This window comes from Leisingera aquaemixtae (assembly GCF_019801145.1).
Classification (GTDB): domain Bacteria; phylum Pseudomonadota; class Alphaproteobacteria; order Rhodobacterales; family Rhodobacteraceae; genus Leisingera; species Leisingera aquaemixtae_A.
The window spans coordinates 387,349-404,091 of record NZ_JAHVJQ010000003.1 but is presented as its reverse complement, the minus strand read 5'-3'; the positions used below and the strand labels follow the sequence as shown (position 1 = coordinate 404,091).

Below are 16,743 nucleotides of genomic sequence, written 5' to 3'. Positions count from 1 at the left end.
TACGGGCCCAACCGGAGTTTGCCGGGCAGTGTTGCTTGCACTGGCAAAACAGGAGGGATCGTCATGAAAGACTGGGCCATTCACGGCTTTGAAATCGCCAATTGCAACTGCGTTCCAGGCTGCCCCTGCCAATTCTCTCAGCTGCCCAATGACGGCACCTGCGAAGCGATGCTGACCTTCCGCATCGACAAAGGCCACTACGGGGAGACGGTGCTGGACGGTCTGCTGGCAGCAGCAATCTACAAATGGCCGGGCCCGATCCACGAAGGCAACGGCGAGATGCAGATCATCATCGACGAGCGCGCCACAGCGGAGCAAAAGTCTGCGCTTGAGGCGATTATGACCGGCCAGGATACCGAAGAATTTGCAACCATGTTCTTCGTCTTCAACGCCATGTGCACCACCAAGCACGAAACACTCAGCGCACCGGTATCGCTGAGTTTTGACGCAGAAACCGGAATTGGCCATGGCAAGGCAGGCAGCATTGGGGAAACCAAGGTCGAACCGATTGCGCACATCGTGTCCGGAGCGCCGCATTCGGTTCAGATCAAGCTGCCGAACGGCTTTGAATACTCCGAGGCCTCCGTATGCCGGGGCACGACCCAGACCCCCGGCTCTGCCATCAGCCTGAACAAGAACAGCGGAACCCACGCCCATGTCGCCGAGTTGCATCTGACCGGCAAAGGCGTCGAGCGGGCGGCCTGATCCGCCATGGCCCGGGCGCAGCACATAACCGGTACAGCCGAGCGCCTGGCCCGCAACGATCAGAAGGTGGTGCTGGGGGCCGTGGCCTTTGTCGTGCTTCTCAGCGGGCTTTACACCGTTCTGGGCGTCGGCATGGACATGACCGCGGTTGAGATGACCCGCATGGCCCGCCCGATCGGGGAGCCGATGGCGATGGGCGCTGGAGCGCCCTGGACCCTGGGCTACGCGGTTCTGATCTTCCTGATGTGGTGGGTGATGATGATCGCCATGATGACCCCCAGCGCGGCCCCGGTGCTGCTGCTGTTCACCGCCATCAAGAAGGCCGGTTCCGCACCCGGCAAGGCGCCGCTCCTCAGCATGCTGTTCCTGAGCGGCTACCTGCTCGCCTGGGCCTTCTTTTCTGCAATTGCCACCGCCCTGCAGTGGTGGCTGGAAACCACGGGCCTGTCAAACGGCCCAATGATGTCGCTTAGCAGCCGCGCCCTCGGCGGTGCGGTCCTGCTGGCGGCGGGCGCCTATCAGTTTACCCCCTACAAGCACGCCTGCCTGACTCACTGCCGTTTGCCGGTACAATTTCTGACCGCGCATAAACGCACAGGCCTGGACGGTGCTATACTGATAGGCGCCCACCATGGAACCTACTGCCTTGGCTGCTGCTGGGCCTTGATGCTCCTGCTGTTTGCCGGCGGGATCATGAACCTCTACTGGATTGCCGGGCTGGCGCTGTTTGTGCTGGCCGAGAAGACCTTTCCCCATCCAAGGCTGTTTGCCTCTGCCGCCGGCACACTGCTCCTTGCGGCTGGCAGCTATGTGCTCATCACCGCGTTTTGATGCCGCGGCCGTTCACCGGCAAAACTGCAACGCCGCCCCGAAAATGCCGGTTTCCTGCCGATCCGCCGTTTTTTGAATGGCAATTCAAGATTCAGCCGCAAAGATACCCTCCCGAAGCCCCCGCAAGGCAAAAGGATTCGGCAAATGGACAACAAACTCCTGCTCATCATTCTGGACGGCGTGCCCTGGCGCAATTTCCGCCGCCTGTTCGGCAACCTCGAAGGCTGGGTGGACAGCGGCGATGCCCGCGTCTGGAAGCTGCGGGCGGTGCTGCCGTCGACTTCGGCCAGCTGCTATGCCTCGATCCACACCGGCGTGGCCCCGGCCATTCACGGCTGCACCGGCAATGCCAATGTGTTCCGGCTGAAGGAAAAGGACGTGTTCAGCCAGGTGCGCGAAGCGGGCGGCGTGACCGGTGCCGTGGCGCACAGCTACTGGTCGTCCTTCTTCAACCGCCACCCCTTCGACTACGTGCGCGACATCGAATATGACGAGCCGGAAAGCAAGACCATCAACCACGGCCGCTTTCACACCATGACCGGCTACGGCAAGGACAACCAGATGACCCCGTCGGATGTCGACCTGTTCGGCACCCTGACCAACCTCTGCCTGCGCTTCGGCCTCGACTACGGCATGCTGCACACCTGCACGCTGGACAGCATGGGCCACCGCTATTTCCACGACTGCCAGGAGATGGACCACGCCTGTTTCGTGATGGATGAGATGCTGGCCCCCTTCATCACCCGCTGGCGCGACCTAGGCTATGAGGTGATCGTCACCGCCGACCACGGCCAAGACGAGCGCGGCCACCACGGCGGCCGCAGCCCGCTGCAGCAGGAAACCGCGCTCTACTATTTCGGCGAGGCCGACGGCCCCGACCATGACACGGTGATCGACCAGCGCCAGCTGGCGCCCACCATCCTCAACCGGCTGGGCGCGCCGGTTGCCGGGACCATGAAGGCAGAGCCGTTCCTGAAGTGACCGGATACGGCGGCTGTGTGCTAGGATGGCCCTCAGCCGCCGTTTTCAGATGTCAGGAAATTTGCCATGAAATCCCTTGCTGCCCTGCTTTCGCTGCTCGCCGCCCCGTCGCTGGCCAGCGACGCCTGCCACGACCTGTGGTTCACCCGGAACGCGGTGATTGACCGCGCCGGATACTGTTTCGGCTCGCCTCTGGGGCAGGCGGTGTTCAACAACGGGGACTGCATCGGCAAATCGGTTTCCCTGCCGCCGCAGGCAGAGCGCCTGGTCGCAGAGGTCAAGCAGATGGAAGGCCGCTTTGGCTGCCGGGTCAACAACAAGCAGACTTATCTGGATCTCGATGATCTGTTCCTGCGCTACCAGCTTTGGGACCTGCCGGTCCGGGATGAGTTCGAAAGCGCCTGCCTGGGCTGGCTTGGCCCGGTGATGGGGCTGCGGGCGGGGCACAGGCCGGATGCGCCCCTGGTCGGGCAGATCAGCCCCGGGGACTATGTGAATTATTCCCACATTCCGGTGGGCAGCTGGACCTATGTCACCACGTCCGGCCCGGACTGGCAGGTCACCAGCGGCGGCTGGCTGGACACGTCGCTGTTTCAGGAGCAGTGCCAGGATTACGCCGGCTAGGCCGGACGGCTAGTCGTCGTAGGACCAAATCCCCTGCCCCAGCGCCTCGATGGCAACCGAGATCCGCTCGAAACTGTCCCGCGCCCGGCCAACGGTGTGGCGCGCGCGCAGATAACCGTGGATCAGGCCGGGCTCGTTAATCCAGCAGGCCTTGCCGCCGTCCGCCAGGATGCGGTCGCGGTATTCGCGCGAGTCATCGCGGACCGGATCGCAATCCGCCGTTACCAGCACAGTCGGTGGAAGATTGGTGAAATCACTGTCCGACAGCGGCGCAAACAGCGGATCGCCCATTGGCGGCGGCCCGTCGGTGCGGATGTCCATATAATAGCGCACGTCAGCGCTGGTCAGCATCGGCGCCTGCGCGTGCTCGATATAAGACCCCTGGGTCATGTCGCCGCCAAAGGCTCCGTAGATCAGAACCTGCCCCAAAATGGACTCGCTGCGGCCGCGCGCATGATGCGCCACAGCGGCGCACAGATTGGCACCGGCGCTGTCGCCCATCAGGACAATGCCCTTGCCGTAACCGGCCTCCACCCAGCCCAGCACCACCCAGACATCCTCGAAGGCGGCGGGGTGCTTGTGCTCTGGCGCCAGCCGGTAATCCACCGACACCACACGATAGCCGGTCTGGGCGCAGATTTCGGCGCAGACATCGTCATGGCTGTCCAGGCCGCCGACGACAAAGCCGCCGCCGTGGCAGAAGAGCACCGTGCGGGTCGGGTCGCCTGCGGTATAGACCCGCACCGGCACACCGTTGGCCGACAGCTCCTGGACCGAAACCACATCCGGCCGCGGCACCCGGAACTCGCGCGCCATGGCATCATAGATGCGGCGCTGCTCTTCGATGCTCATGTCAACGGCGTCATCGGGATAAAGCTCCCCGGTCTTCTGGATGAAGTCCCAGGTCTCCTCGTCGATCAGCCGTTCGTAGTCCATCTGCGAGCCTCCCTGCACGCCGCTGTCCCCGTGAGCCTAGGCACAGTTTTGCGCAAATGGAATGCCTGAAAGAAAAAGCGCCCCGAAGGGCGCTCCTTATCCCACACTGTCTGGCAGGATCACGCTGCCGCGGCAGGCTCCCAGGGCCGGGTGAAATTGTTCAGCACGCCATCGATGTCAGCCTCCGGGCTGCCATTGGCGGCGACCTGCGCCACCAGCCCGCGCTTCTTGTCGTCGACCACGCTGACAACACGTGCCGCCACCCCGGCCTGTTCCAAGGCCCCGTTGTAGACGCGGGTGATCGCAAGCTTGCGCAGATCGGGCTTGAACACCTTGCCCACCGCGGTTTTCGGCAGCTCCTCCAGCACCGTCAGGTGCTTGGGAATCGCCGCCCGCTCATGCACATGCACCTTGCAGTACTCCAGCAGTTCCGCCTCGCTGACGGCGGCACCGTCGACCAGTTCCACAAAAGCGCAGGGCAGCTCGCCGGAATGCGCGTCCGGCTGGCCGATGGCGCCGGCAAAGGCCACCGCATCATGGCCCAGAAGGGCCTCCTCGATCTCCGCCGGATCAATGTTGTGGCCGCCGCGGATGATCAGGTCCTTGGCGCGGCCGGTGATCCACAAATAGCCGTCCTCGTCGATCCGTCCCAGATCGCCGGTGCGCAAGTATTTCTCCTGGTAGTAGAGGTCCAGGTTCTTGTCGGCCTCGGTGTAGGTATTGCCGGCATAAACGCCGGGGTTCGACACGCAGATCTCGCCCACCTCGTCGCGCGCGCATTCCAGCGGGCCGCCATTGGTCTGCTTGACGATCCGCACGTCCGTATAGGGGAACGGGATGCCAACGGATCCCACCTTCTTCTCGCCGCCCGGAGGGTTGCAGCTGACCAGGCAGGTGGCCTCGGTCAGGCCGTAGCCCTCGACGATGGTGACGCCGGAGGCGCTCTCGAACCGCTTGAACAGCTCCATCGGCATCGGGGCCGAGCCGGAAAAGGCGGTTTTCACGGTTGAGATATCCGCATCCACCGGCCGTTGCATCAGCGCCGACACGGCGGTTGGAACAGTGATGATGAAGGTGATCTTCCAGCGTTCGATCAGCTTCCAGAAGTTGTCGAACACGCCCTCGCCGCGATAGCCCTGCGGCGTCGGGAACACCACATGCGCACCCGAGGCCACCGCCGCCATCATGATCACATGCACCGCAAAGACATGGAACAGCGGCAGCGGGCAGATGATGTTGTCCTCTTCGGTGAACAGCAGGGTGCTGCCCAGCCAGCCGTTGTAGACCAGCCCGGAGTATTTGTGCTGCGCCACCTTGGGCATGCCGGTGGTGCCGCCGGTGTGGAAATAGCACGCCACCCGGTCGCCCGCGCTGTCGGCAAAGCTCAGCGTCTTGGGCTGCTTTGCCATTTCCTTGGAAAAACTCAGGTAATCCGCATGGCTGGGCCGGGTGTCCATCTTCGGCCGCACCAGCGGCACGATCCAGGATTTCGGCGGCGTCAGATAGCGGTTCAGGTCCACCTCCAGCACCGTGTTGACGCCCGGCGCATGGCGCACCGCTTCCGCCACCTTCTGCGCCACATCCGTCTTTGGGAATGGCCGCAGGGTCACCACCACCTTGGCCTTGGTCTCCCGCAGGATCGAAGCGATCTGCTCCGGCTCCAACAGCGGGTTGATCGGGTTCACGATCCCCGCCACTGCGCCGCCCATCATGGTCACCAGAGTCTCGGTGCAGTTGGGCAGCACATAGGCGACCACGTCCTTCTCGCCGATCCCCAGGGCGCGGAACATGTTTGCCGCCTGGCTCACCTGATCCTTCAGCATGCTCCAGGTCAGCGTCTCCGCCTTGTCCCGGGCGCCAGAGAATATCTGATAGCTGGCGGCATTGCTGTTTGGGTATTTGTCCGCAGTGCGCGACAGCATCCCGTACAATGTGGCCGGAAGATCCCGTGCCTCATACGGCATTTCATTCTGCAGCGCATCGCGGTCCGCGATTCCGGAAAAACCCATAAATCTCCTCCCCGTTCCTCCGGTGCACGGCCGCTGCACGGCCGCTGCACGGAGTGTGTCTCCGTTTTTTGCCCAGACTATTGCAAACGCGCGTTTGCGCAAGCGCCGCGGCAGGGTCACGCCAAGGCAGCTTGGCCCGTGACGTCGCGCCAATTCGCAGCAACGGGCGGTTTTCAACGAAAAACGCCCCGGAACCGGTCCGGGGCGCCTGTCCTGCCACGCTGTCTGGCGCCTATTCCGCCGCCAGCCCTTCGGTGAACTGCAGCTTGGCCAGCCGCGCATACAGCCCGCCCTGCCCCACCAGCTCATCATGGGTGCCGGTGGCGACGATCCGGCCCTGGTCCATCACCACGATGCGGTCGGCCTTCTTCACCGTTGCCAGCCGGTGCGCCACGATCAGCGTGGTGCGGCCCTGGCTCAGCTCATCCACCGCCGCCTGAACCAGGCGTTCGCTTTCCGCATCCAGCGCCGAGGTCGCCTCGTCCAGCAGCAGCACCGGCGCGTCGCGCAGGATGGCGCGGGCGATGGCGATCCGCTGCTTCTGCCCGCCCGACAGCATCACCCCCCGTTCGCCGACAAAGCTGTCATAGCCTTCCGGCAGCTTGGAGATGAAGTCATGCGCTGCAGCAGCCGCGGCGGCGGCCTCCACTTCGGCATCGGTGGCCTCGGGGCGGCCGAACCGGATGTTCTCGCGCGCCGAGGCGGCAAAGATCACCGGGTCCTGCGGCACCAGCGCGATATGGCGGCGGAACTCATCCCGCTGCAGCTGCGTCAGCGCCACGCCGTCCAGATTCACCGCGCCCTGGTTGGGGTCGTAGAACCGCTGCAGCATCTGGATGATGGTGGTCTTGCCAGCGCCGGAAGGGCCGACAAAGGCGACCGTCTCGCCCGGACTCACCGTCAGCGACACCTCCTCCAGCGCCGAAACATCCGGGCGCGAAGGGTAGCGGAAGGAAACATTGTCAAAGGTGATCTCCCCCTTGACCGGCGCGGGCAGCACCTGCGCCGCAACCGGGTCCAGCACGGTATCTTCGGCGTTCAACAGCTCCACCAGCCGTTCGGTTGCCCCGGCTGCGCGCTGCAGCTCGCTCCAGATTTCCGACAGCGCCGCAACCGAGCCGGCCACCAGCACTGAGTAGATTACGAACTGGATCAGCGTGCCTTCGGTCATCAGCCCGGCGCGCACATCGTTTGCGCCCATCCACAACACGCCAACGATGCCGGAGAACACCAGGAAGATCACGATCACGGTCAGAAAGGCCCGGGTCTGAATACGGCGGCGCGAAACGTCATAGGCCGTTTCCGTCATCTCGCCGAATTTCCGGCGGCTGGCACTCTCGTGGGTGAAGGCCTGCACCGTCTGCACCGCCCCCAGCGCCTCGCCCGCATTGCCGGAGGACGCCGCGATCCAGTCCTGGTTCTCCTTGCTGATGGCGCGCAGGCGCCGGCCCAGCACCAGGATCGGCACGATCACCGCCGGCACGATCAGCAGCACCATCATTGTCAGCTTCGCCGAGGTCAGCAGCATCAGCACCATGCCGCCCAGGAAGATCAGCAGGTTGCGCAGCGCAATCGACACCGACGAGCCGAGCACCGACTGGATCAGCGTGGTGTCGGTGGTGATCCGGCTCAGCACCTCGCCGGTCATGATGCGCTCATAAAACTCCGGGCTCATGCCGATCACCCGGTCGAACACCGCCTTGCGGATATCGGCCACCACCCGTTCGCCCAGCCGCGTCACCAGCGCATAGCGGACACCGGTGCCCACCGCCAGCAGCGCCGCAATCACGAGGGCTGCGCTGAAATAGAGGTTCAGCAGTTCGGAATCGGAAACCCGGAAATTGTCCACCACCCGGCGCACCGCCAGCGGCAGGGTCAGCGAAAGCGCCGCCGTCAGCACCAGAGCACAGGTCGCAGCCAGCATCAGCAGGCGGTAGGGCCGCATGAACGGCCACAGGGCCGACAGCACACCGATTTTCCGGGACTTCTCCCGCTCTTGCTCCGCATTCGGGGCCGCTTGTCTCCGCGCCATTCCGGATCCTTCTGCATTTTGGTCTGGCGGGGCAGCCCCCCGCGCCTTCGCCAAGGTTCATGGCCCCGCAGGCCCCGCGCGTCAAGCGCTGAGCAGCTTCAAAAAGCACCTGAAAACAGCTGCGCACTGCGTCAGAGGGTATCAATCCGGCGGCTTGGGAAGGTCTGGAGCGGGTAGCGGGAATCGAACCCGCACCTTAAGCTTGGAAGGCTCTTATGATACCATTTCACCATACCCGCTCAGGACATTTGCTGATTTAGGTGAACCGCCGGGGAAGGTCAACCACCTTGTTTTCGTTTGCCTTTGCAGCGGCGGAAATTTCACTGCGCCCCTTGCGAAAGGCCAGGCAAGTGCCCCAAATAACAGAACAATCCACCTGACCTGCCAGCCGCCCAGCATTCCGGGAGACCGCCTTGCCCCAAAGCCCGCGAACCGCCGTCATCACCGCGCATGGCCAGCCCTCCGCCCCCGGCCCGGCAGAGGCGGAACTGGCCGCCACGGCGGCAGCCGTTGCCGCGCATCTTCCCGGCTGGGACGTCCGCTCCGCCACTCTGGCGGCGCCCGGCCGGCTGGAAGAGGTGATGGAAGACGATGCCGTGGTCTATCCGTTTTTCATGTCGCGCGGCTATTTCACCAGCAAGGCCCTGCCTGCCCGCCTGCAGGGCAAGACCTGCCGGATGGCCGCGCCGTTCGGCCTTGACGCCGGCCTGCCGGACCTGGCGGCCCGCGCTGTGCGCCAGGCATCCGGCGCCAAGGGCTGGCCCCTGCAGGAGACCCATCTGCTGCTGGCCGCCCACGGCTCTGCCCGCGGTCTGCGGGCCGCAGAAGCGGCAGAGGCTTTTGCCGCCGGCCTCAGCCCGCTGCTGCCGGGCTGCAGCCTGACGCTGGGCTATGTCGAGCAGGACCCCCGGATTGCCGCGGCCGCCAGCCCCCTGCCCGCGCAGTCCCTTTGCCTGCCCTTCTTTGCCCAGGCCGGCGACCATGTGAAACAGGACCTTCCCGAAGCGCTGGAGGCGGCTGATTTTGGCGGCAGCGTGCTGCCTGTGGCCGGCGCCCTGCCGGGCGTCCCGGCGCTGATCGCCAAAGCCATCCAAGCCGCAAGCCTTGACGGGCGCGCCGCCGGCTGAGAATCTGACACGGCGGAAGGAAAAGCAAATTTTGGCACTGGCGGAGGCAATTGGCCTCTTGCACCGGCGCCGGGCATGTGATTAATCACGGCTTACACCACGGATGGCGAGTTGGCGGAGTGGTGACGCAGCGGATTGCAAATCCGTGTACACCGGTTCGATTCCGGTACTCGCCTCCACCTCCTCCTGCAGGTAAATTGTGTCTTTTCAGGCCCTTACTTCTGCCGCACCGGCGCCAGCGGCAGGCCCCTTCACCCGACACCCGCTGTCTGGCGGCCGTGCAGCCGCCAGCGGGTTCCTGTTTCCGTCAGCCGGAAAGATTACCCTTTCAGCTTGAAGCGCTGGATCTTGCCGGTCTCGGTTTTCGGCAGTGCCCCGGTGAACACTACCGAGCGCGGGTACTTGTAGGGCGCGATGGTTGCCTTCACATGATCCTGCAGCAGCTTGACCAGCGCCTCTGACGGAGCCTGCCCTTCGGCCAGCACCACATGCGCCTGCACGATCTCGCCGCGCGCCTCATCCGGAACCCCGATCACCGCGCATTCCGCCACAGCCTCATGCGCCAGCAGCGCCGCCTCCACCTCGGGGCCTGCAATGTTGTAGCCGGAGGAGACGATCATGTCGTCGTTGCGGGCTGCAAAATGCAGGTAACCATCCGTATCCCGGATGAAGCTGTCGCCGGTGATGTTCCAGCCGTCCTGCACGTATTCCCCCTGCCGCTCATCGGCCAAATAACGGCAGCCGGTCGGACCTTTGACTGCCAGCCGCCCGGCCGCGCCGCGGGGCGCTTCGTTGCCATCACCGTCCAGCACCTTAACCTGGTAGCCGGTCACCGGTTTGCCGGTGCAGGCGGGCCGGTGATCGCTGAACCGGTTGGTGATGAAGATATGCAAAAGCTCCGTCGCGCCGATCCCGTCCAGCATCGGCTTGCCGGTCTTGTCCATCCACTCCTGATAGACCGGCGCGGGCAGGGTCTCCCCCGCCGAGACCGCCGCCCGGAGCGAGGACAGATCCGCCCCCTCCTCCATCGCCCGCAGCATCACCCGGTAGGCAGTGGGGGCCGTGAAGCAGACGGTGGCCTTGTATTTCTCAATGATCTCGATGAGGTTCGGCGGAGAGGCGTTTTCCAAGAGCGTCGCCGCGGCGCCAAAGCGCAGCGGGAAGATCGCCAGCCCGCCCAGACCGAAGGTAAAGGCCAGCGGCGGTGAGCCGACAAACACGTCCTCCGGCTGCACATCCAGCACTTCGCGCGCATAGCCGTCGGCGATGATCAGCAAATCGCGGTGGAAGTGCATCGTCGCCTTGGGCGATCCGGTGGTGCCGGAGGTGAACCCCAGCAAGGCCACATCGTCGCGGCCCGTCTTCACGGCTTCGTAGGCTACAGGTTTCTCCAGCGCCAGCCGGTCCAGTTCCGCATCATGGTTGGAGGTGCCGTCAAAGCCGACAACCGTTTTCAGGAACTTCGATTCCTTGGCGCAGGCGACCAGTTCATCCTTCAGCCTTGTGTCGCACAACGCATGGGAGATCTCCGCCTTGTCGACGATCTTGGCCAGCTCGCCCTTGCGCAACAGCGGCATGGTGTTGACCACCACCGCGCCCGCTTTGGTCGCCGCCAGCCAGCAGGCCACCATCGCCGGGTTGTTGGCAGAGCGGATCAGCACCCGGTTGCCGGGCTTCACGCCCAGGTCCTCGCTCAGCACATGCGCCAGCCGGTTGGTCCAGTCCGCCAGCTCCTTGTAAGTGCGGTAGCGGCCGTTGCCGATCAGCGCGGTATGGTCGCCGAAGCCCTTCTCCACCATCGCATCGGTCAGTTCGACCGCCGCGTTCAGGTACTCCGGGTACTGAAACCCTTCCAGCAGGAACTCCGGCCATTGGTCCGTCGGCGGCAGGTTGTCCCGGGCGAACGTGTCCGTATGCGCGGTTGGTCCCAGCATCTCAATTCCCTCCCTGAAAGGCGCCGAGCGCCTGGCGCGCGATCACCACCCGCTGCACGTCCGAAGCGCCCTCGTAAATGCGCAAGGCCCGGATATCGCGGTAGAGCTCCTCCACCTTCTGGCCCCGGCGCACGCCGTCGCCGCCATGCAGCTGCACCGCTTTGTCGATGACTTGCTGCGCCTGGTCGGTGGAAAACAGCTTGGCCATCGCCGCCTCGCGGGTGACGCGCGCCGCACCTGAATCCTTGGCCCAGGCGGCGCGGTAAACCAGCAATGCCGATGCATCCACATCCAGCGCCATATCGGCGATATGCCCCTGCACCATCTGCAGATCGAACAGCGGCGCCCCTTGCACCTGCCGCGCAGTCACCCGCGCCAGCGACTCGTCCAGCGCCCGGCGGGCAAAGCCCAGGGCGGCGGCAGCCACGGTGGAGCGGAACACATCCAGCACCGACATCGCAATCTTGAAGCCCGCGCCCGGCTGCCCCAGCAGCGCCGATTTCGGGATCCGGCAATCGCTGAACCGCAGCGTTGCCAGCGGATGCGGCGCGATGGTTTCCAGCCGTTCCACGACCTCGAACCCCGGCAGGCCTGCGGGCACAACAAAGGCGCTCAGCCCCTTGGCGCCCGGTGCCTCGCCGGTGCGGGCAAACAGCGTGTAGACATCAGCAATGCCGCCGTTGGAGATCCACGTCTTTTCACCGTTCAGAATATAGGTGCCGCCGTCCAGTGTCGCGGTCATGGTGGAGTTCGCCACATCCGACCCTGACTGCGGTTCGGTCAGGGCAAAGGCTGAAACCGCCTTGCCCGCGCGCGTGAGCGGCAGCCACTCCGCCTGCTGCTCCGCCGTGCCGAACAGCGAGATCGCCCCGGTGCCCAGCCCCTGCATGGCAAAGGCAAAATCCGCCAGCCCGTCATGGCGCGCCAGCGTCTCGCGGATCAGGCACAGGCTGCGCACATCCAGCTGCTCGCCCGCCATCGCGCCGGAATGCTGCGTCCAGCCGCCCTCGCCCAGTGCTGTGACCAACACCCGGCAGGCGGCATCGGTGTCGGAATGATCGATGCCCGCCAGCTGCGCCGCGGCCCAGGCTTCCAGTTCTTCGGCCAGCTTCCGGTGCCGGTCCTCGAAAAACGGCCAGTTCAGAAACGTCCTGTCCGCCATCGCGCGGCCCTCCCAGTTTCATCTTTCCCAAAATACTCCCGCCGGAGGCTCCCGCGCCCTCCTCCGGCGCGGGCTCCAGCGGTGTCACACCTCAGTCGCCTTCGAACAGCGGCTTTTCCTTGTTCACAAAGGCATGGTAGGCGCGTTCGAAATCCGCCGTCTGCATGCAGATCGCCTGCGCCTGCGCCTCGGCCTCGATCGCCTGCTCGATCGACATCGACCATTCCTGCGCCAGCATGGTCTTGGTCATCATGTGGCCGAAGTTCGGACCCGAAGCGATCCGCGCGGCCCAGCTCTGCGCCTCCGCTTCCAGCTCGTCCGCCGCAACCAGCTTGTTGTGAAAGCCCCAGGCGTGGCCCTCTTCGGCGCTCATCGAACGGCCCGTGTACAAGAGCTCCGCCGCCCGGCCCTGGCCGATGATCCGCGGCAGGATCGCGCAGGCGCCCATGTCGCAGCCCGCCAGCCCGACCCGGGTGAACAGAAACGCGGTCTTGGCCTCCGGCGTGGCAATCCGGATGTCGGAGGCCATGGCGATGATCGCGCCTGCGCCGACGCAGATGCCGTCAATCGCCGCAATCACCGGCTTGCCGCAATTCACCATCGCCTTGACCAGATCGCCGGTCATCCGGGTGAAGGCCAGCAGCTCCTTCATGCTCATCTTCGTCAGCGGCCCGATGATGTCATGCACATCGCCGCCGGAGCAGAAATTGCCGCCGTTGGAGGCAAAGACCACCGCCTTGACCCTGTCATCATAGTGCAGGTCGCGGAACCAGTCGCGCAGCTCCGCATAGCTGTCGAAAGTCAGCGGATTCTTCCGCTCCGGCCGGTCCAAGGAAACGGTCGCAATGCCATCCTCGATCCGGCACAGGAAATGGGTCGCACCTCTCCTCACCATTATACCTTGCCTCCCTCTTCCAGCCGCCGCGCCACCGCTTCCAGGCTCTCGGCAATTCCTTGCGCCTCATCCGCTGTCAGCCCGTCAAAGGCCGCATTGATCCAGCCCTCATGCGCCTCTGCCTGGCGGGAAAATTCGGTTTTGCCCGCCTGCGTCAGCCGCACCAGATTGGCGCGGCGGTCGCCCTCGACCTTCTCGCGCTGCACATGGCCGTCCTCGACCAGCCGCTCGACGATGCCGGTCACATTGCCGTTGGAGACTTTCAGAACCCCCGACAACTCGCTCATCTTCAAGCCTTTTTCATGCTGCATCAGCGCCGCCATCACGTCAAACCGCGGCAGCGTGGTTGCAAACTCCCGCCGCAGGTTCTCGCGCACTTCGCTCTCCACCGCCTTGGTGGCCTTCAGCACCTTCAGCCACAGTCGCAGCCGGTCTTTTGATGTCGTGCTCAAATTTCCCCTCCCGAAATGGGCAATGCGCTGCCGTTGACGGAGCCTGCCCCTTCGCCGGCCAGCCACAGCGCTGCGTCCGCCACTTCGCCCGGCTGGATGAAGCGGTCCTGCGGGTTGCCGCGGCGCAACGACTTTGCCGCCTGCTCCGCCGTCATGCCGGTCTTGGCCACGATGTTGTCCAATGATCTTTGCAGGAGCGGCGTTTCGATGAAACCCGGGCAGATCGCATTCACCGTCACCCCGGTCTTCGCCAGCTCCACCGCCAGCGCCCGCGTCAGCCCCACGACACCGTGCTTGGCCGCGCAGTAGCCCGACACATAGGGGTAGCCCTTCAGCCCGGCGGTCGAGGCAATGGCGATCAGCCGTCCCCAGCCCTGCTCCTTCATCCCCGGCAGACACGCCTGCCACAGGTTGAATACACCGGTCAGGTTGACAGACAGCGCCGCCTCGAAATCGCCCGTGGTCATCCGCTCGAAGGGTTTGGAAGGCGCTGCGCCGGCATTGGCCAGCGCGATGCCCACGGGCCCGTTCGCCTCTACCGCCTCATCCAGCGCCCGGTCCAGTGCGTCCCGGTCCGTCACGTCGCACGCCGCCGCAAAGGCGCCGATGCCGCCGGCAACCTCTTGCAGGGGTTCCAGGCGGCGGCCCAGGATGGTGACCTTGGCGCCCGCCGCGGCAAACCGTGCGGCCAGTTCGGCCCCAACGCCGGAGCCGCCGCCGGAAATTACCGCATGCCTGCCCGCAACGCTCATGCCCGGATCACCTCCGCCTCGCGGTCCGCCAGGCGCCAGGCCTGATCGCGGCCCGCATGATACGGCAGCGGCCAGTCGCCGTGCCGGTCGCCAATCCGTGCGGCCTCATGCAGGGTCCAATAGGGATCGGCCAGATGCGGCCGGGCCACGCAAACCAGATCGGCCCGCCCCGCCATCAGGATAGAATTGGCATGATCCGCCTCATAGATATTGCCCACCGCCATGGTGGCAATCCCGGCCTCGTTGCGGATGCGGTCGGAAAACGGCGTCTGGAACATCCGGCCATAGACCGGCTGCGCGTCCGTCGAGGTCTGCCCGGCGGAGACATCAATGATATCCGCACCGGCAGCGGTAAAGGCCTTGGCGATCTCCACCGCTTCCTCCGGCGTGACGCCTGCGTCGCCGACCCAGTCATTGGCAGAGATCCGCACCGACATCGGTTTGCCTTCCGGCCAGACCGCGCGCATCGCCTGGAACACCTCCAGCGGATAGCGCAGACGGTTCTCCAAGGAACCGCCGTACTCGTCGGTGCGGATGTTCGATTTCGGCGAGATGAAGGACGAAATCAGATAGCCGTGCGCCGCATGAAGTTCGATCATGTCAAACCCGGCGCGCTCTGCCATCTGCGCAGCGGCCACGAATTCCGCCTTGATTGTGTCCATTTCCGCCCGCGTGATCTCGCGCGGGGCCGGGTTGTTATCCGACCACGGGATGGGTGAGGCCGAAACCGTCTCCCAATTCCCCTCCGGCAGCGGCGCGTCCATCTCCTCCCAGCCCAGCTGGGTTGAGCCCTTGCGCCCCGAATGGCCGATCTGGCAGCAGATCTTGGCGCTGGTTTCCGCGTGCACAAAATCCGTCAGCCGCGTCCACGCCGCCTCATGCTCCGGCGCATACAGGCCCGGGCAGCCCAGCGAGATCCGGCCCTCAGCTGATACGCAGGTCATCTCGGTATAGACCAGCCCGGCCCCGCCCTTGGCGCGTTCGCCGTAATGGATCAGGTGCCAGTCGGTCGGGCAGCCTTCCACCGCCTTGTATTGCGCCATGGGGGAGACCACGATGCGGTTCTTCAGCTCCATCCCGCGCAACTTGTACGGGGCGAACATCGGCGGCCGCACCGGCGCATCGGCAGGCGCACCCGCCTTGTCCTGAAACCACTTCTCGGCGCTTTGCAGCCACTCCGCATCGCGCAGGCGCAGGTTTTCGTGGCTGATCCGCTGCGAGCGGGTCAGCAGCGAGTAATTGAACTGCACCGGGTCCATATCCAGGTAGCGCTCGACCTCCTCGAACCACTCCAGCGAGTTGCGCGCCGCCGATTGCAGCCGCAGCACATCCAGCCGCCGTTCCTCTTGGTACCGCTCAAACGCGCGCTCCAGCGTCGGCTCGGTGCTGACCAGCTCTGCCAGCGCGATCGCACTGTCAAAGGCCAGCCGCGACCCCGACCCGATCGAGAAATGCGCAGTGGCAGAGGCATCGCCCAGCAGCACGACGTTCTCGTGATGCCACTTCTCGCACAGCACCCGCGGGAAATTGATCCACACCGCCGCCCCGCGCAGATGCGCCGCGTTCGACATCAGCGCGTGGCCATCCAGATGATCGGCAAAGATCTCTTCGCAGGTGCGGATGATCTCCTCCTTGCTCATGCCTTCAAAGCCCCAGGCCTCCCAGGTCTCGGCAGAGCATTCGACGATCACCGTCGCGGTGTCGGCATCAAACTGGTAGGCGTGAATCCACATCCAGCCGTGCTTGGTTTTCTCGAAGATGAAGGTGAAGGCATCGTCGAATTTCTGATGCGTCCCCAGCCAGATGAACTTGCAGGGGCGCACGTCGATTTCCGGTTTAAAATGCTCCGCGAACTCATTGCGGACATTGGAATTCAGCCCGTCGCAGCCCACTACCAGGTCATAGTCTTTCTGATACTCAGAGGCAGGCTTGGCAACGGTTTCAAACTGCAGGTCCACCCCCAGCTCCCGCGCCCGGTCCTGCAGCAACAGCAGCATCTGCTTGCGCCCGATCCCGGCGAACCCGTGCCCGCCCGACACCGTGCGGGTGCCATTGTGCACCACCGCGATGTCATCCCAATAGGCAAAGCACTCGCGGATCGCCTCCGCGCTCTTGGGATCGTTGGCGCTCAGGTTCTCCAGCGCGTCATCCGACAGCACCACACCCCAGCCAAAGGTGTCGTCAGGCTTGTTGCGCTCGACCACCGTGACCTCGGCCTCCGGCTGCCGCAGCTTCATCGAGATGGCAAAGTAAAGGCCGGCAGGCCCTCCTCCCAGACAGACGACTTTCATGATCATCCCTTC

Annotated in this window: 14 protein-coding genes and 2 tRNA genes; 6 read left to right on the top strand and 10 right to left on the bottom strand. The window is 64.7% G+C overall.

The genetic code is table 11. The features are described from left to right. Positions 1-63: 63 nt before the first annotated feature. The 4 genes from KUW17_RS09350 (at position 64) to KUW17_RS09335 (ending at position 3,141) form a co-directional block, all read left to right on the top strand. Entirely contained in the window at positions 64-705 is a 642-nt protein-coding gene (locus KUW17_RS09350; protein WP_222478315.1) for a DUF1326 domain-containing protein, read from the top strand. Between the two features lie 6 nt (positions 706-711). Continuing rightward, the gene (locus KUW17_RS09345; RefSeq protein WP_222478313.1) at positions 712-1,536 is read left to right on the top strand and encodes a DUF2182 domain-containing protein; all 825 of its coding nucleotides are present in this window, start codon (positions 712-714) and stop codon (positions 1,534-1,536) included. Between the two features lie 144 nt (positions 1,537-1,680). Continuing rightward, a complete protein-coding gene (locus KUW17_RS09340; protein WP_222478311.1) occupies positions 1,681-2,517 on the top strand; it encodes an alkaline phosphatase family protein in 837 nt (278 codons plus the stop codon). A 66-nt stretch (positions 2,518-2,583) separates the two neighbouring features. Next, complete coding sequence (locus KUW17_RS09335) at positions 2,584-3,141, top strand: DUF4453 domain-containing protein (protein ID WP_222478309.1); 558 nt, start codon at positions 2,584-2,586, stop codon at positions 3,139-3,141. A 9-nt stretch (positions 3,142-3,150) separates the two neighbouring features. Here the strand turns inward: KUW17_RS09335 and KUW17_RS09330 are convergent, their stop codons facing one another. The 4 genes from KUW17_RS09330 to KUW17_RS09315 form a co-directional block, all read right to left on the bottom strand. Continuing rightward, the gene (locus KUW17_RS09330; RefSeq protein WP_222478307.1) at positions 3,151-4,077 is read right to left on the bottom strand and encodes an alpha/beta hydrolase; all 927 of its coding nucleotides are present in this window, start codon (positions 4,075-4,077) and stop codon (positions 3,151-3,153) included. A gap of 119 nt (positions 4,078-4,196) precedes the next feature. Then, the gene (locus tag KUW17_RS09325; protein WP_222478305.1) at positions 4,197-6,086 is read right to left on the bottom strand and encodes an acyl-CoA synthetase; all 1,890 of its coding nucleotides are present in this window, start codon (positions 6,084-6,086) and stop codon (positions 4,197-4,199) included. Between the two features lie 232 nt (positions 6,087-6,318). Continuing rightward, the gene (locus KUW17_RS09320; RefSeq protein WP_222478303.1) at positions 6,319-8,118 is read right to left on the bottom strand and encodes an ABC transporter transmembrane domain-containing protein; all 1,800 of its coding nucleotides are present in this window, start codon (positions 8,116-8,118) and stop codon (positions 6,319-6,321) included. Positions 8,119-8,283: 165 nt separating this feature from the next. After that, a tRNA-Gly gene (locus KUW17_RS09315) sits at positions 8,284-8,357 on the bottom strand. A gap of 174 nt (positions 8,358-8,531) precedes the next feature. Between KUW17_RS09315 and KUW17_RS09310 the strand changes: the two genes are divergently transcribed. Together KUW17_RS09310 and KUW17_RS09305 are read left to right on the top strand one after the other, a co-directional pair. Continuing rightward, positions 8,532-9,245 carry a CbiX/SirB N-terminal domain-containing protein gene (locus KUW17_RS09310; RefSeq protein ID WP_222478301.1) on the top strand — a complete coding sequence of 238 codons (714 nt, stop codon included), beginning with the start codon at positions 8,532-8,534 and terminating at the stop codon, positions 9,243-9,245. Positions 9,246-9,350: 105 nt separating this feature from the next. Continuing rightward, a tRNA-Cys gene (locus tag KUW17_RS09305) sits at positions 9,351-9,424 on the top strand. Positions 9,425-9,565: 141 nt separating this feature from the next. Here the strand turns inward: KUW17_RS09305 and KUW17_RS09300 are convergent. The 6 genes from KUW17_RS09300 to KUW17_RS09275 form a co-directional block, all read right to left on the bottom strand. Next, positions 9,566-11,179, bottom strand: coding sequence for an AMP-binding protein (locus KUW17_RS09300; protein WP_222478299.1), 1,614 nt, complete (start codon positions 11,177-11,179; stop codon positions 9,566-9,568). A 1-nt stretch (position 11,180) separates the two neighbouring features. Continuing rightward, the gene (locus KUW17_RS09295) at positions 11,181-12,341 is read right to left on the bottom strand and encodes an acyl-CoA dehydrogenase family protein (protein ID WP_222478297.1); all 1,161 of its coding nucleotides are present in this window, start codon (positions 12,339-12,341) and stop codon (positions 11,181-11,183) included. 91 nt (positions 12,342-12,432) lie between these two features. Continuing rightward, positions 12,433-13,236 (bottom strand): enoyl-CoA hydratase family protein, encoded by an 804-nt coding sequence (locus tag KUW17_RS09290; RefSeq protein ID WP_222478295.1) that lies wholly within the window; start codon positions 13,234-13,236, stop codon positions 12,433-12,435. Then, entirely contained in the window at positions 13,236-13,688 is a 453-nt protein-coding gene (locus KUW17_RS09285; protein ID WP_222478293.1) for a MarR family winged helix-turn-helix transcriptional regulator, read from the bottom strand. The genes KUW17_RS09290 and KUW17_RS09285 overlap by 1 nt, the downstream gene beginning before the upstream one ends. After that, on the bottom strand, positions 13,685-14,440 hold the full coding sequence (locus KUW17_RS09280) for an SDR family NAD(P)-dependent oxidoreductase (protein WP_222478290.1): 756 nt from the start codon (positions 14,438-14,440) through the stop codon (positions 13,685-13,687). The genes KUW17_RS09285 and KUW17_RS09280 overlap by 4 nt, the downstream gene beginning before the upstream one ends. Next, entirely contained in the window at positions 14,437-16,731 is a 2,295-nt protein-coding gene (locus KUW17_RS09275; RefSeq protein WP_222478288.1) for a bifunctional salicylyl-CoA 5-hydroxylase/oxidoreductase, read from the bottom strand. The genes KUW17_RS09280 and KUW17_RS09275 overlap by 4 nt, the downstream gene beginning before the upstream one ends. Between the last annotated feature and the right edge of the window lie 12 nt (positions 16,732-16,743).

Bases quoted from the DNA above. Each gene is read 5' to 3' on its own strand.
- KUW17_RS09350 (WP_222478315.1), top strand. From the start codon at position 64: ATGAAAGACTGGGCCATTCACGGCTTTGAAATCGCCAATTGCAACTGC.
- KUW17_RS09345 (WP_222478313.1), top strand. From the start codon at position 712: ATGGCCCGGGCGCAGCACATAACCGGTACAGCCGAGCGCCTGGCCCGC.
- KUW17_RS09340 (WP_222478311.1), top strand. From the start codon at position 1,681: ATGGACAACAAACTCCTGCTCATCATTCTGGACGGCGTGCCCTGGCGC.
- KUW17_RS09335 (WP_222478309.1), top strand. From the start codon at position 2,584: ATGAAATCCCTTGCTGCCCTGCTTTCGCTGCTCGCCGCCCCGTCGCTG.
- KUW17_RS09330 (WP_222478307.1), bottom strand. From the start codon at position 4,077: ATGGACTACGAACGGCTGATCGACGAGGAGACCTGGGACTTCATCCAG.
- KUW17_RS09325 (WP_222478305.1), bottom strand. From the start codon at position 6,086: ATGGGTTTTTCCGGAATCGCGGACCGCGATGCGCTGCAGAATGAAATG.
- KUW17_RS09320 (WP_222478303.1), bottom strand. From the start codon at position 8,118: ATGGCGCGGAGACAAGCGGCCCCGAATGCGGAGCAAGAGCGGGAGAAG.
- KUW17_RS09300 (WP_222478299.1), bottom strand. From the start codon at position 11,179: ATGCTGGGACCAACCGCGCATACGGACACGTTCGCCCGGGACAACCTG.
- KUW17_RS09295 (WP_222478297.1), bottom strand. From the start codon at position 12,341: ATGGCGGACAGGACGTTTCTGAACTGGCCGTTTTTCGAGGACCGGCAC.
- KUW17_RS09290 (WP_222478295.1), bottom strand. From the start codon at position 13,236: ATGGTGAGGAGAGGTGCGACCCATTTCCTGTGCCGGATCGAGGATGGC.
- KUW17_RS09280 (WP_222478290.1), bottom strand. From the start codon at position 14,440: ATGAGCGTTGCGGGCAGGCATGCGGTAATTTCCGGCGGCGGCTCCGGC.
- KUW17_RS09275 (WP_222478288.1), bottom strand. From the start codon at position 16,731: ATGAAAGTCGTCTGTCTGGGAGGAGGGCCTGCCGGCCTTTACTTTGCC.